The sequence below is a fragment of the Mesorhizobium sp. C432A genome (genome assembly GCF_030323145.1).
Classification (GTDB): Bacteria; Pseudomonadota; Alphaproteobacteria; order Rhizobiales; family Rhizobiaceae; genus Mesorhizobium.
This window is the reverse complement of sequence record NZ_CP100470.1, coordinates 2,652,052-2,665,877: the sequence shown is the minus strand read 5'-3', so window position 1 is coordinate 2,665,877 and position 13,826 is coordinate 2,652,052. Positions and strand designations below refer to the sequence as shown.

Here is a 13,826-nt window from a genome sequence, read left to right as displayed (position 1 = left end):
AACCGTGTTATGCTAGCTCCCCCGTGCGTGCCCCCGAAACCGACTGCTGTGACAGGGCGCGGAACAGAGATGGCGGAGCTTCGTGTGCCCATGAGAGGCACAGGCTCCAAGGAGGAAAGGAGAAAATCCCATGAAGGAATTCCATTGCGGCTCGCTGGTTCCCGGCTGTGAGTGGCACACGCGTGCCGGTGAGGAAGCCGAGGTCATGCGCCGCGCCGTCGACCATATGCGCGAGACACATGGCGAAACGGTCATTCGCGAGACGATGATCGAGGCGATCCGCTCGCGCATCGAGAAAGTTCGCGACGCGGCCTGAGCAGTCCTATCTGGCCTTCAAGGCTTCCGCGGCGCGCTCCAGCAGCGCGTCGCGATCGAGCGCAAAGCCGGACCCGATCCATTCCTTTTCCAGGTTTTTCAGGATCGCACCGAGTATTGGCCCCGGCGACGCGCCAAGCGCCGTCAGATCGCCGCCCTTGACTGGGAACACCGGTTTTTCCCATTTCAGCGCAAAAGCGAGCAGGCGCGAAAACCCGCCGGCCTGAACCAGCGCGTCATTGTCCTCGAGAGCCCGCGCTCGCGCCGACGCCAGCGACAGCCGCACGCGATCGAGAAAACCCTGGCGCTCGCCGGAATAGAGTTTCTTGGCCAGTTCCGCTTCGCTTGTCTTGGGCTCGACGGCAGCCGTCAGCGCCCAGTGGCGCAGGCGCTCCGCCTCAGTGGTCGAAAGTTTCAGCCGCTCGGCCAGTGTCTTCATCCTCGCCGCATCGGGCGGCACGATCGCCTCCAGCCTGAGCAGCGGGTCCGGCGCCCAGCCCAGATCCTTTTCTGTCTTGGTCAGCCCATGAATGGCATCGATGCCCCATTTCTCGCTTTCCGGCAGGGCGCTGGTGAGCACGCCGGCCTGGCGCATCCACAGCAAGGCGCGCGACGGATCTGGGGCCGATAACAACTTCTTCAGCTCGGACCAGATGCGTTCGGCCGAGAGATGGGCGAGACCGTCCTTGAGCCGGGCGCAGGCCTTCAATCCCTCGGCATCGGGCCGACCCTCGCCATACCAGGCGAAAAAGCGGAAGAAACGCAGGATGCGCAGATAGTCTTCGCGGATCCGCTGCTCGGCATCGCCAATGAAGCGCAGCCTTCGTGCCTCGATATCGCCGACGCCGCCAACCAGGTCGACCACCGTCCCGTCAGCCTCCGCATAGAGCGCGTTGATGGTGAAATCGCGCCGTTCGGCGTCGGCCTTCCAGTCGCGGCCGAACGACACTTTGGCGCGGCGGCCATCGGTCTCGATGTCGGCGCGCAGCGTTGTGACCTCATAGGGCGCGCCGCCGGCAATCACCGTGATCGTGCCGTGCTCGATGCCGGTCGGCACCGCCTTGAAGCCCGCCGCCTCGGCGCGGCGAACGGTTTCCTCGGGCAGGCAAGTGGTAGCAACGTCGATATCGGCGACCGGCTGCCCAATCAGTGCATTGCGCACCGCGCCGCCCGCGATGCGAGCTTCCTCGCCGCCTTGCGCCAGCACGGCAAGCAGCCGCTGCAGATGCTTTTCACCCAGCCAGTCGGCCTTGCCCGCCAGCGATATCGGATCACTCAAGCATAGAGCCTTTCATAGAGCGTGCGGATGATGCCGGCAGTGACGCCCCAGATGCGCTGGCCGCCATAGGGCATATCGTAGAAGAACCATTCCAGGTCGTTCCACATGCGGCTGTCCCTGGTGTGGTTGGCCGGATCCATCAGGAACGAAAGCGGCACTTCGAAGGCGGCGTCGACCTCGTCGGAATTGAGCGACAGCGTAAAACCGGGCTCGACGATCGCCAGCACCGGGGCGATGCGATAGCCGCTGCCGGCGACATAATCGGGCATGCGGCCGATGATCTCGATGCGGTCCTGGCCGAGCCCGATCTCCTCGAAGGTTTCGCGCAAGGCCGCTGCTTCCGGGGTCGCATCGGTGGGATCAATGGTGCCGCCGGGAAAAGCCACCTGCCCGGAATGGCTGCGCAGTTTTTCCGCCCGCTTGGTCAAAAGCACGGTCGCATCGCGTCCATGATCGACGACCGGGATCAGCACCGCGGCGTCGCGCAGCGCTTTGAGCTGCGTCAACCGTGGATGGCCGGGGTTGAAGCGATGATCGCCATAATCGTCGCCGGCATGGACTTCAGCTTGCGCCGCGACCCGCGCGCGAAAATCCGCTGTGGAAAACGGCGGCGGCCTCACCTGATCCATCATGCGCTCAGCCGCTTCAGTTTTTCCGCCGGCATGATCGGATAGATTTCGCCTTTCGAGCGCACGGCAAACATCGTCTTGCCGCCGATATCGATCTCCTCGCCATGCTCGACCAGTTCGTACATCACCGGCCGCGCCACCAGCGCTTCCAGCCGCCCGCGCACCAGCACATAGGGTTTCAGGCCGCCGGTCTCGTTCTCGTCGACGAAGCGCAGCGGATGGCCAGGCCCGGCCTCGACGACATCGCCGACATTGGTGCGGAAAGTGATGGTCTGCTCGGCGCCGGCGCCGGAAACATCCATTTCAACCGCGATGAAAGGCGCGTCCACGACGCGGATGCCGACCCGTTCGACCGGCGTCACCAGATAGGTCCTGCCATCCTCGTCCTTGCGCAGCACGCTGGAAAACAGCTGCACCAGCGGCATGCGGCCGATCGGCGTGCCGAGATAGAACCACGTTCCGTCTTGTTTGATCTCCATGTCTAGATCGCCGCAAAAGTCGGGATTCCAGCGCTCCACCGGCGCCGCGCCCTTGCCGGCGCGAGCCGCACGCGAGATCAACGCTTCGAGACCGCGCGCCTCGGTTGCGGCAGTAAGGCTGTGCTCGCGATGTTCGGAGCGTTCCGTCATGGTCACGAAATAGTCACTGTTGTTCCGCTTGTCAGCCTAAGGCTGTGATTTAAATTCATTCGTAGGCGCCAGGCGAAGCCGAATCGCGGCATTCTAAGGCACTACAGTGCAAGCCGGTACTTCCAGCACAAGGATCGATGCGGCATGAGCGTAATGGTCAAGGAAAGCCCAATCAGCGAAAAGGACATGATCGCCCAGGCCGAGACGGCGCTGGCCGATATTTCCAGGGTGCGCGACGGCGTCGGCCGCGTCATTTTCGGCCAGGAAGTGGTGGTCGAGCGCACGCTGGTGGCGCTGCTTGCCGGCGGCCATGCGCTGCTGGTCGGCGTGCCCGGCCTTGCCAAGACCAAGCTGGTCGAAACGCTCGGTGTCGTGCTCGGCCTCGATTCGCGCCGCATCCAGTTCACACCCGACCTGATGCCGTCGGACATTCTCGGCTCAGAGGTGATGGAGCAGGACGAGGCCGGCAGGCGCTCCTTCCGCTTCATCTCCGGCCCGATCTTCGCGCAATTGCTGATGGCCGACGAGATCAACCGCGCCTCGCCGCGCACCCAGTCGGCGCTGCTGCAGGCGATGCAGGAATATCACGTCACCATCGCCGGCATTCGCCACGACCTGCCCGCGCCCTTCCATGTACTGGCGACGCAAAACCCGCTGGAGCAGGAAGGCACCTATCCCCTGCCCGAAGCGCAGCTCGACCGCTTCCTGATGCAGGTCGACATCCTTTATCCCGAAATCGAGGCCGAGCGGCGCATTCTGCTGGAGACCACCGGCATCGAGGACGCCAAGGCGCAAAACGTGCTGCAGCCGGCGCGGCTGAGGGAAATCCAGACGCTGATCCGCCGTATGCCGGTGCCCGAAAGCGTCGTCGACGCCATCCTCAAACTGGTGCGTTCGGCGCGTCCCGGCCAGGGCAATGCCGAGACCGACAAGCATGTCGCCTGGGGTCCCGGCCCGCGCGCCAGCCAGGCGCTGACGCTGTGCGCCCGTGCGCGCGCGCTTTATGACGGGCGGCTGGCGCCGTCGGTCGACGATATCCGCGCGCTGGCCGAACCAGTGCTGCAGCACCGCATGGCGCTGACCTTTGCCGCGCGCGCCGAGGGCACGACCGTGCGTGACGTGGTGGCGAAACTGGCCAAAGGAATCTGATGGCGCGTATCGGCGAAGTCCAGGCACCGGCAGCGACGCGCGACGCGCTCGCCAGGGGCCGGTTGCGGGCTTCGCTGGTGCCGGACCTGCTGGTCGAGGCGCGCCGTATCGTCAATACGGTAATTGCCGGCTGGCATGGCCGCCGCAAGCGCGGCATCGGCGAGAATTTCTGGCAGTTCCGCCCCTATGTCGAAGGCGATTCCTCGCGCATCGACTGGCGCCGTTCGGCCCGGGACGACCACACCTATGTGCGCGACCGCGAATGGGAAGCAGCCCACACGGTGTGGCTTTGGGCCGACCCCTCGCCCTCCATGCTCTACAAATCGACTGGCGCCAGCGTTTCCAAGGAATCGCGCGCGCTGGTGCTGGCGCTGGCCATGGCCGAACTTTTGTCGCGGAGCGGCGAGCGCATCGCATGGCCCGGCCTGACAGATCCGTTCACCGCCCGCAACGGCGCCGAGCGCATCGCAGCGCAATTGATGCACGCCGCGGACCTGCCAGCAAAGCCTGACCTGTCCGCCATCCGCCGCTTCTGCGACATCGTCGTCGTGAGCGATTTCCTCGACCCGGTCGAGGAGACCATGGAATGGCTCGATGTGCTGGCGCGGCATGGCGTGCGTGCGCATCTGATCGAGGTTGCCGATCCGGCGGAGGAGACCTTTCCTTATGCCGGCCGCACCGAATTCACCGATCCCGAGACCGGCGACAAGCTGACCGCCGGCCGCGCCGAAATGCTCGGCGACGAATATCGCCTGCTCTACACCGCCCGCCGCCAGGAGCTGGCCAGCTGGTGCAAGCGCCTCGGCTGGAGCTATACCGTCAACCACACCGACCGCCTCGCTTCCGAGGCGCTGGTGCGCATCCACATGGCGATGACCGCCGATGGCGCATTCGTGGGAAGGGCCGGCGCATGAGCTGGCTGCCGCTCTCCTTTGGCGCTCCCATGGTGTTGTGGGGCCTGCTGGCGCTGCCGGTGATCTGGTGGCTGCTCAGGCTCACACCGCCCAAGCCGCAGTCCGAAATGTTTCCGCCGCTGAAGATCCTCGCTCGCGTGCTGAAGCGCGAGGAAACGCCGCAGCAGAGCCCGTGGTGGCTGACGCTGCTGCGGCTGTTGATGGCAGCCCTTGTCGTCGCGGCATTAGCCGAACCCGTTTTCAATCCGCGCGAAAAATTGCCGGCCGAGGGCGCCGCCCTGGCACTCGTCATCGACAATGACTGGGCGAGTGCCGCCGACTGGGGCAAGCGCGTCGCCACCGCCCAGCGGCTGATCGCCGATGCCGGTTCGAACGGCGTACCGGTCGTCATCGCCTTCACCGCCGAAAAGCCGAACGCCGAGATCGGCCCCTTCGATGGGGCGGCTGCCCTCGACCGGCTGCGCGCCGCCAAGCCGAGGCCGATCCCGACCGACCGACCCGCTGTCTATGCCCGCGTCGCCGGCGTGCTGGAAACCTTGCCCGGCGCCAGCGTTGCCGTTCTCACCGACGGCCTTGCGGCAAAGGGCGACGAGGCCGCCTTCAACACCCTGCTGTCGAAAAGCGCCGCCCGTGTCGTCTGGGCCAATTCCGACCGGCTGGCGCTGACTGGGCTCACTGGCGCCGAAAATCAGGTCGACGGCTTCGCCCTGACCGCCATCCGCGCGCCCGGCGATCCGGCGCCGGCCCAAGTCACCGCCGGCGCCTTCGACGATAAGGGCCGCCGCATCGCCGACGCGACGCTGACCTTCGCGCCGGGTGAGACCACCGCCACCGGCACGATGGCGGTGCCGTTCGAACTGCGCAACGACTTCGCCTCGATCGCGCTCGACGGCGAACGCCAGGCAGGTGCGGTGCGCGTGCTCGACGAAAGCTCCAAGCGCCGCCGCGTCGGACTTTTATCGCAGGCCGAGGCCGACCAGGCGCAGCCGCTCCTGTCGCCGCTCTATTACATCAGGCGCGCGCTGCAGCCTTTCGCCGATCTGGTCGAACCGTCGAGCGTCGATCTCGCCGACGCCATCCCGCAGCTTCTCGACCAGAAGCCGGCGATGATCGTCATGGCCGATATCGGTACCATTCCGCCGCAGGTCCATCAGCGGCTGGTCGACTGGGTCGACAATGGCGGCACGCTGGTGCGCTTTGCCGGTTCGCGGCTGGCCGCCGCCGGCAATGACGATGATCTGTTGCCGGTCAGGCTGCGCACCGGCGAGCGCTCGCTTGGCGGCGCGCTGTCATGGACGACGCCGCAAGCGGTGACCGAATTCCCGAAGAACGGCCCGTTCGCCGACCTCGCACCGCCGGCCGAGATCACGGTGAGCCGGCAGGTGTTGGCCGAACCGACGCCGGACATCGTCGAACGCACCTGGGCAACCCTTGCCGATGGCACCCCGCTGGTGACCGGGTTGAAGAAGGGCAAGGGCACGCTGGTTCTGTTCCACATCACCCCGGAAGCGACATGGTCGACGCTGCCGATCTCCGGCAGCTTCGTCGAGATGCTGCGGCGCATTGTGCAGCTGTCGCGCAACCAGGGTGCGGCGGTCGCCAACGCTGAAGCCGCTGCTACGTCGCTGGCGCCTTATCGCATGATAGCCGCCGACGGCACTTTGGTGCCGCCGACGCCGGACGCACGACCGCTGGTCCCCGGCGCCGGCTCGCTGCCGGTGACGTTCGAGAACCCGCCCGGCCTCTATGGCTCGGAAACCGGCGTTTTCGCCCACAATCTGCTCGACCCGGCCACCGCCTTCGCGCCGCTGGTGCGCCCGCAATTCACAGTGCCGGTGACCAATATCCAGTACGCTTTCGATGAATCGCGCGACCTCAAGGGATCGCTGGTCACAGCGGCACTTGTGCTTATGCTACTCGACACGCTGGCGGTGTTCTGGATGGGCGGGCTGATCTCGCGCCGGCCGCGCCGCGCCCGCTCGGCTGCGGCAACGACGGCTGCGCTGCTGCTTGGCCTCGGCATGCTGTTTGGCCATGCCGACCTCGCCCGCGCCGACGATGCCAAGCCCGGCGATGCCGCGGCTATCGAGGATATTGCCAAGACCCGCATCGCCTATGTGCTGACCGGTGTGCCCGGTGACGATTCGATCAGCCGCGCCGGGCTCGAAGGCCTGACCCGCTTCCTGATCGAGAAGACCGCGCTCGAGCCGGGCGCGCCGGCGGGCGTCGATATCTCGAAGGACGAGCTTTCCTTCTATCCGCTGATCTACTGGCCGATCGACCCCTCCGCGCCGATGCCGAGCCAAGCCGCGATCGCCCGCATCGACGCCTATATGCAGCAGGGCGGCACGGTGCTGTTCGACACGCGCGACCAGTTCGCCAACGGCATCGGTGCGGATTCGGCGAGCCCGGCGACGGAACGGTTGCGCGACATTCTCGGCAATCTCAACGTGCCGCCGCTGGAGCCGGTGCCCGCCGACCATGTGCTGACCAAATCCTTCTTCATCCTGCCCGAATTTCCCGGCCGCTTCTCCGGCAGCCCGCTCTGGGTGGAAGCCTCGCTCGAGGCCAGCAATGCCGAGAATCGGCCGGTACGCGTCGGCGACGGCGTCTCGCCGATCCTGATCACCGCCAATGATTTTGCCGGCGCCTGGGCCGTCGACGAGAATGGTGACCCGCTTTTGCCGACCGTGCCATCGGATCCGATGCAGCGCATCTATGCGCTGCGCGCCGGCGTCAACATCATGATGTACATGCTGACCGGCAACTACAAATCCGACCAGGTGCACGTGCCGATCCTGCTCGAACGGCTGGGGCAGTAAGCCTATGAACTGGTCGGTTTCCTTCGAACCGCTGCTGTCCTGGCCCTTGCTGGCTTTGGTGCTCGCACCGCTGCTGGTGCTGGCGGCTGTCGGCTTGTGGTTTCGCCAGCGCGGCGCGATCTTCCGCTTCGCGGCGCTGATTGCGCTGGGCGCAGCACTCCTCAATCCGGTCTTCCTCGATGAGGAGCGCGAGGCGCTGAAGAGCGTCGTTGCCGTCATCGTCGACCGCAGCCAGAGCCAGGATATCGGCGACCGGACCAAACAGACCGACGAAGCGCTTACCGGTTTGCAGCAGCGCCTTGGCCGCTTCAAGCAGTTCGACGTCCGCGTCGTCGAGGCCGGCAAGTCGGAAGCCGCCGACGAGCGCACCGAGACCAAGCTTTTTGCAGCGCTTGAAGGCGCCTTCCGCGACGTGCCGCCCTCGCGCATCGGTGGCGCCATCATGATCACCGATGGCGAGGTGCATGACGCACCGGCCGCCCCCGACTTCAATGCGCCGCTGCACGCGCTGATCACCGGCAACGAGCACGAGAAGGACCGCCGCATCCGCTTCGAGAACGCGCCGCGCTTCGGCCTCGTCGGCAAGCCGCTCGACATGACCTACCGCGTCATCGCCACCGACGGCGAAACCGGCCCGGTCGACGTCCGCGTCTCGGTCAATGGCGAGCAGGTCGCGGTCGAAGAGGCGACCATCGGCCAAGCGATGCCGCTGCAGGTGACCATCCCCGGCGCCGGCCGCAACATCGTCGAACTCTCCATCGACCGCGAGCCGGGTGAACTGACCGACGCCAACAACCGCGCCATCGCGCTGATCGACGGCATCCGCGAGAACTTGCGCGTGCTTTTGGTTTCCGGCGAACCGCATGCCGGCGAGCGCACGTGGCGCAATCTGCTGAAATCCGACGCCTCGGTCGATCTCGTCCATTTCACCATTTTGCGGCCGCCGGAAAAGCAGGATGGCACGCCGATCAACGAACTGTCGCTGATCGCCTTCCCGACCCGCGAGTTGTTCGTCGAGAAGATCAAGGATTTCGATCTCATCATCTTCGACCGCTACCAGCACCGCGACGTGCTGCCGATCCTCTATTACGACTACATCTCCGAATACGTCGAAAAAGGCGGCGCGCTGCTGATCGCTGCCGGGCCAGAATATGCCGGCGACGCCTCGATTGCCCGCACCCCGCTAATGTCGTCGCTGCCGGCAATGCCGACCGGCGAAGTCATCGACAAGGCCTTCTATCCGCGCCTCACCGATCTCGGCCAGCGCCATCCGGTGACGCGCGGCCTCGACGGCTCGGCGACCGAGCCGCCGCGCTGGAGCCGCTGGTTCCGCACCATCGGCGTGCAGAACCCCGAAGGCGAAGTGGTGATGAAGGGCGCCGACAACCGCCCGCTGCTTCTGCTCGATCATAAGGGCGAAGGCCGCGTCGGCATGCTTCTGTCCGATCAGGGCTGGCTATGGGCGCGCGGCTTCGAGGGTGGCGGGCCGCATGTCCAGCTTTACCGCCGCATCGCCCACTGGCTGATGAAGGAACCTGAACTCGAGGAAGAGCGGCTGACCGCCGACGGCCGCGGCATGATGCTGGAAATCCGCCGCCAGACGATGAGCGACGATCCCGGCCCGGCGCAGGTGATCACCCCTTCGGGCAAGGCGCTGATCGTCAAGCTGGAGAAGTCCGAACCCGGCGTTTTCCAGGGCAGCATCGAGACCAAGGAGATCGGCCTCTACCAGATCGGCAATGGTGACCTGACCGCACTCGCCCATGTCGGCCCGGTCAACGCGCCGGAATTCTCCGACGTCGTCTCTACCGAGGACCGGTTGAAGGCTCCGACTGAGGCCACCGGCGGCAGCGTGCGCCGGCTGGCGGCCTCCTCCACCCTTGGCCAGCTCACCGGCAGTGTCGCCCTGCCCTCCATCGTCCCGGTCCGCGCCTCCGGTGCGGCCTCGGGCGCAGACTGGATCGGCCTGCGCAGCACCGACGACAGCGTGCTCAAAGCCGTCTCGCGCGTACCCCTGTTCGGCGGCTTCCTCGGCCTTTGCCTGCTGCTGCTGGCCATGGGCGCGATGTGGTACCGGGAGGGAAGGTAAGGATCCCTTCTCCCCGTCACTATACGGGGAGAAAGACGCTCAACCTACTCCTCCGGCTCCGTCGTAAACAGCAGCGGGTAGCCCTTGGCCTTGCCGGCATCGGTAGCCCGTGTCGCCTTGGTCTCGGCGACATCCCTGGTGAAGACGGCAACGACGCAAACGCCGAGCCGGTGCGCGGTGATCATCACCCGGTTCGCCTGGTCTTCGCTGAGCTTGAACTCGCCCTTCAGCACCGTCACCACGAATTCGCGCGGCGTAAAATCGTCATTGATGAGGATGACCTTGTAGAGCTTCGGTCGCTCGGTCTGCGGCTTGGTCTTGGTCCGGGGTTTGGAGCTGATTTCAGGCATCGGGAACCGGTATCGCGCGAGGGGTCGCTCTCACTTTGTCATGGGGGAAAGCCGTCGTCCATTTTGATCGGCGCGCCAAACCGGCTTCCCGGAAGTGCTGCCGTTCACAAATTTAGGAACTGTGCGCTGCGGTTCAACGGCCCTGGCGGTCGGCGACGCGACGAGCCTGGAATTGCCGTGCGCTGGATGCCGCATCGGGCCTTGATCCGGCCGCCTTGTATTCGACCCAGGCGACCGCGAGCCAGCCGAAGAAGCAGGCCAGCGCCGCGCCGGTGATCACGGTCAGCAGCAGGCTTTGCCATGGTGTGATGTATTGCCAGCTGCTGGAGATTGCCGGTGCAAACAGCGACGGCTCCGTGCGCCCGCTCACCGGATCGGGCACCGGGCTGGCGGTGAACTGGATCAGCACCCTGACCATGGCCGAGGCCACAAGGCCGCCGATGGCCATCGAGCGCAGAATGGATGAAAGCCGCTTCTTCATGCGGGCTGTCCTACCGGACCGGCATTGCAAACGGGTTAAAGTCCTGGGTGGCCGGCACCCATCAACGGGTAATCATGCTCTCACACGACAAGGCCGCTCCAGCCGGGGGGTGCTGGAGCGGCCTTGTTACAGACAAGCCTGTTGGCTGTCTGGATCAGGCCTTCGGGGCGTCCGTCTTGACGACCTTCTTCGCCTTCTTGTGCTTCTTGACGGGCTTCTTGGCGACGACCTTCTTCACCGGGGGCTTGGCGGTCGTGGTCGCCGGAGCGGTGGTCGTGGAAGCAGCCGGAGCAGCGGTCGTGGTGGCAGCGGCATTGCCCAGAGCCGGCATTGCGAAAGCGAGAGCGACGGCGAGACCGGTGGCGGAGAGGATGGACTTTTTCATGGCTTCATTTCCTTCTTTGTGCGGGTCGAGTTTCGAGTGTCACTGAACCGGGTCGATCGGTGTCACTCCAAGCAGCTTCAAAGCGTTCGCGAGCATCCGGATACCCTGTGCCTGTTTCTTGTTGGCGCAGAACCGGTTTCCCTTTCTTTGCAGTGCTTTCGCCGCGGTGACCTGCGTTGCCGCGGCATGGGTTTCGAGGGCTTCGTCTACCTGGCGATTGAGATCGATGCAGCGCTCGCTCCTTGTGATCGGCGTCACCTTTGCGGTTGTGGCTCCGATCGCGGCTGTGACGAGCGGAATGCTGAGCAGCGCACCCATCAAGCTGATCGTGAACCTGTGCATCGGTAATGTCCGTTACTCCGGAGACTTCGCGTCGCAGCCGATGTCCTGACCGCCACGGCACCCTTTATGCCCTTGATTTTTTTCGGGAGTTTTTCCGGACTATAGAATTTTGTTTCTGGATTGTTTCTGGCAAATCGGCTTTGCGGGCGATCATCGCCGCTGGCCAACATGTGGCCAGAATTCTATCGTGTGGGTGACGCCACAGAAGCAGACTCAGAAGGCAGCCGCCGACCGGCCGCCAGCAATGACAGGATCGCCGTGAAATCCGATGCGCACATACTGATCGTCGACGACGACAAGGGCATTCGCGACCTGCTTCAGGAATTCTTCCAGAAGCGCGGCCTGCGCACCACGGTTGCCGCCGACGGCGTCGAGATGGAAGACATACTGCGCCGCACGCAGGTAGACCTGATCGTGCTTGATGTGATGCTGCCAGGAAAGAGCGGGCTGGAGCTCTGCCGCGACCTGCGCGCCAGCTACTCGACGCCGATCATCATGCTGACGGCGGTGACCGAGACCACCGACCGCGTCGTCGGCCTGGAAATGGGCGCCGACGACTATGTGCCCAAACCCTTCGATCCGCGCGAGCTGCTGGCCCGTATCCGCGCCGTTTTGAGGCGCAATGGTGCTGCCGAGCCGAAGCGCGCCACCACCAAGCAGATCTATCATTTCGCCGGCTGGACGATGGACTGCTCGCGCCGCCGGCTGATGGCGCCGGGCGACGTCAGGGTCGAGCTGACGATGGCGGAGTTCAACCTGTTGCAGACCTTCGTTAAAAGCGCGCAGCGAGTGCTCACCCGTGACCAGCTCATCGAGCTTTCCGGCGGCGACAGCGACTATTCCTTCGATCGCAGCATCGACATCCTGGTCAGCCGCCTCAGGCGCAAGATGGAAGACGACCCCAAGACGCCGAAACTGATCCTGACCGTGCGCAGTGGAGGCTACCAGTTTCTGCCCGAGACCACCTCCGAATGAGACGTTTCCTGCCGCAAACCCTGCCGGTCTGGGTTTTGCTCATCGTCATTGCCGGCCTGCTGATCAGCCAGGTCGCTACGCTCTACATCGTCTCGCGAGACCGTGCCGTCGCCAATGACGAGGTCGATCTCTACAGGCTGAACGACCGCGCCTATTCGCTGGTGCAGCTGATGCATGACGACACGCCGGAGCAGCGCAAGCTGACGGCCTCCGGTCTGTTCAACGCCACCTATGCGCTGACCGTGTCGGACACACCCGCGGTCACCTCGTCGATCGCCGGCGACGACGAACTGGCCGAACTCGAGGACATCCTGGTCGGGCGGCTGTCGAAATTCGGCATCACCGACGCCCGCGTCCGGCGCGATCCGGCAACCCAGGCAGCCAACGCGCCTGGCGGTGTGGCCGTGACCAAGGATGTCGGCGCGGTGGAGCGCGACCTGTTATCGCTAGCGGCCAGCTTCGCCCAGAGCGACAAGCTGACGGCATCTGTCCGCTTCGCCGACGGCCAATGGCTGAATTTCACCGAGCCCAACACGCCGGTCGGACCGATATTGAGCTTCGACAGCCTGCCGCTCTATTCGCTGATCGCGGCCCTGGTGGTGATCATGTCGATCTGGTCGCTGCGCCGGCTGACGGCGCCCTATCGGATGATGGAAACGGCGGTCAACCGGATCGGCACGGACCTGAAGAGCCCGCCGATCGCCGAGACCGGCAGCCGCGAAATCCGCGCCGCGGCCAAAGCCGTGAACGCCATGCAGGTCCGGCTGCGCGACTATGTCGAGGACCGCGAACATCTGGCCGCCGCGCTCGCCCACGATCTGCGCACGCCGCTGACCCGCATGCGGCTGCGCCTCGAACTGTTGCGCAGATCGACGGCGCGCGAGGCGCTGGCCCACGACCTCGCCGACATCGAGAGCATCGCCAGCTCCGTCATCGACTTCGCCACCTTCGAAGTCACCGAGGAGAAGAGCGAGCGGATCGATTTCTGGTCGCTGGTGGAATCGATCGCCGACAGTTTCGAGGACGTCACGTTCGACCATGACGGCGCAAGGCCCCGCGGCATGATCTGCATGGCGCGGCCGGTGGCGCTCAAGCGCTGCGTCAACAATCTGGTCCAGAATGCCGTGACCTACGGCAAGAAAGCCCATGTCAGCCTGCGGCAGTCGGACGGCACGGTCACGCTGGTTATCCGCGACGAGGGGCCGGGCATACCGCAGGCGCAGCTCGACCAGGTGTTCGGTTCCTTCGTGCGGCTGGAGCAATCGCGGAACCGCCAGACCGGCGGCCTCGGCCTCGGCCTGACCATTGCCCGCAACATTGCGCGTGCCGCCGGCGGCGATGTCAACCTGTCCAACCATCCCCGCGGCGGCCTGCTGACGGAGCTCAGCCTGCCGCTGGCGGCATAAGGCAGCAGACTAGCGTCTCGATGGGCTTCCGGGCTGGATCAGCCAACCCAACCTTGCAATA

The 13,826-nt window shown here is 65.2% G+C and carries 14 protein-coding genes; 7 read left to right on the top strand and 7 right to left on the bottom strand.

All coding sequences use genetic code 11. The annotated features are described in order from the left end of the window. Positions 1–130: 130 nt before the first annotated feature. The gene (locus tag NLY33_RS12865; RefSeq protein ID WP_023670013.1) at positions 131–316 is read left to right on the top strand and encodes a DUF1059 domain-containing protein; all 186 of its coding nucleotides are present in this window, start codon (positions 131–133) and stop codon (positions 314–316) included. A gap of 6 nt (positions 317–322) precedes the next feature. Here NLY33_RS12865 and NLY33_RS12860 read toward each other — a convergent pair whose 3' ends face one another. Genes NLY33_RS12860 through NLY33_RS12850 form a run of 3 tightly spaced genes read right to left on the bottom strand, consistent with a single transcriptional unit; the run spans position 323 to position 2,852 of the window. Next, positions 323–1,594 carry a CCA tRNA nucleotidyltransferase gene (locus NLY33_RS12860; protein ID WP_031195887.1) on the bottom strand — a complete coding sequence of 424 codons (1,272 nt, stop codon included), beginning with the start codon at positions 1,592–1,594 and terminating at the stop codon, positions 323–325. Then, entirely contained in the window at positions 1,591–2,223 is a 633-nt protein-coding gene (locus NLY33_RS12855) for a CoA pyrophosphatase (protein WP_023705920.1), read from the bottom strand. Before NLY33_RS12855 ends, NLY33_RS12860 begins: the two co-directional genes overlap by 4 nt. Then, on the bottom strand, positions 2,223–2,852 hold the full coding sequence (locus NLY33_RS12850; protein ID WP_023686147.1) for a DUF1285 domain-containing protein: 630 nt from the start codon (positions 2,850–2,852) through the stop codon (positions 2,223–2,225). The genes NLY33_RS12855 and NLY33_RS12850 overlap by 1 nt, the downstream gene beginning before the upstream one ends. A gap of 144 nt (positions 2,853–2,996) precedes the next feature. On the opposite strand from NLY33_RS12850, the gene NLY33_RS12845 reads away from it, so the two are divergent. The 4 genes from NLY33_RS12845 to NLY33_RS12830 are packed head-to-tail and all read left to right on the top strand — an operon-like array spanning position 2,997 to position 9,826. Next, complete coding sequence (locus tag NLY33_RS12845; protein WP_023705921.1) at positions 2,997–4,001, top strand: AAA family ATPase; 1,005 nt, start codon at positions 2,997–2,999, stop codon at positions 3,999–4,001. Continuing rightward, positions 4,001–4,915 (top strand): DUF58 domain-containing protein, encoded by a 915-nt coding sequence (locus tag NLY33_RS12840; protein WP_023695816.1) that lies wholly within the window; start codon positions 4,001–4,003, stop codon positions 4,913–4,915. Before NLY33_RS12845 ends, NLY33_RS12840 begins: the two co-directional genes overlap by 1 nt. Further along, the gene (locus NLY33_RS12835) at positions 4,912–7,737 is read left to right on the top strand and encodes a DUF4159 domain-containing protein (RefSeq protein WP_023701553.1); all 2,826 of its coding nucleotides are present in this window, start codon (positions 4,912–4,914) and stop codon (positions 7,735–7,737) included. Before NLY33_RS12840 ends, NLY33_RS12835 begins: the two co-directional genes overlap by 4 nt. A gap of 4 nt (positions 7,738–7,741) precedes the next feature. Continuing rightward, positions 7,742–9,826 carry a membrane protein gene (locus tag NLY33_RS12830; RefSeq protein WP_023705922.1) on the top strand — a complete coding sequence of 695 codons (2,085 nt, stop codon included), beginning with the start codon at positions 7,742–7,744 and terminating at the stop codon, positions 9,824–9,826. A 44-nt stretch (positions 9,827–9,870) separates the two neighbouring features. Here the strand turns inward: NLY33_RS12830 and clpS are convergent, their stop codons facing one another. From clpS to NLY33_RS12810, 4 genes are all read right to left on the bottom strand, one after another. Further along, positions 9,871–10,176, bottom strand: coding sequence for an ATP-dependent Clp protease adapter ClpS (clpS, locus tag NLY33_RS12825; protein WP_023705923.1), 306 nt, complete (start codon positions 10,174–10,176; stop codon positions 9,871–9,873). A 133-nt stretch (positions 10,177–10,309) separates the two neighbouring features. After that, positions 10,310–10,657, bottom strand: a complete 348-nt coding sequence (locus NLY33_RS12820; protein ID WP_023705924.1) for a hypothetical protein — start codon at positions 10,655–10,657, stop codon at positions 10,310–10,312. A 154-nt stretch (positions 10,658–10,811) separates the two neighbouring features. Then, positions 10,812–11,042 carry a hypothetical protein gene (locus NLY33_RS12815; RefSeq protein ID WP_023670004.1) on the bottom strand — a complete coding sequence of 77 codons (231 nt, stop codon included), beginning with the start codon at positions 11,040–11,042 and terminating at the stop codon, positions 10,812–10,814. A gap of 39 nt (positions 11,043–11,081) precedes the next feature. Beyond that, positions 11,082–11,384, bottom strand: coding sequence for a hypothetical protein (locus tag NLY33_RS12810; protein WP_023705925.1), 303 nt, complete (start codon positions 11,382–11,384; stop codon positions 11,082–11,084). A 258-nt stretch (positions 11,385–11,642) separates the two neighbouring features. Here NLY33_RS12810 and NLY33_RS12805 point away from each other — a divergent pair, with 258 nt between their 5' ends. Together NLY33_RS12805 and NLY33_RS12800 are read left to right on the top strand one after the other, a co-directional pair. Continuing rightward, positions 11,643–12,359, top strand: coding sequence for a response regulator (locus NLY33_RS12805; protein ID WP_023670002.1), 717 nt, complete (start codon positions 11,643–11,645; stop codon positions 12,357–12,359). After that, positions 12,356–13,765, top strand: a complete 1,410-nt coding sequence (locus NLY33_RS12800; protein WP_023670001.1) for an ATP-binding protein — start codon at positions 12,356–12,358, stop codon at positions 13,763–13,765. The genes NLY33_RS12805 and NLY33_RS12800 overlap by 4 nt, the downstream gene beginning before the upstream one ends. The last annotated feature ends 61 nt before the right edge of the window (positions 13,766–13,826 follow it).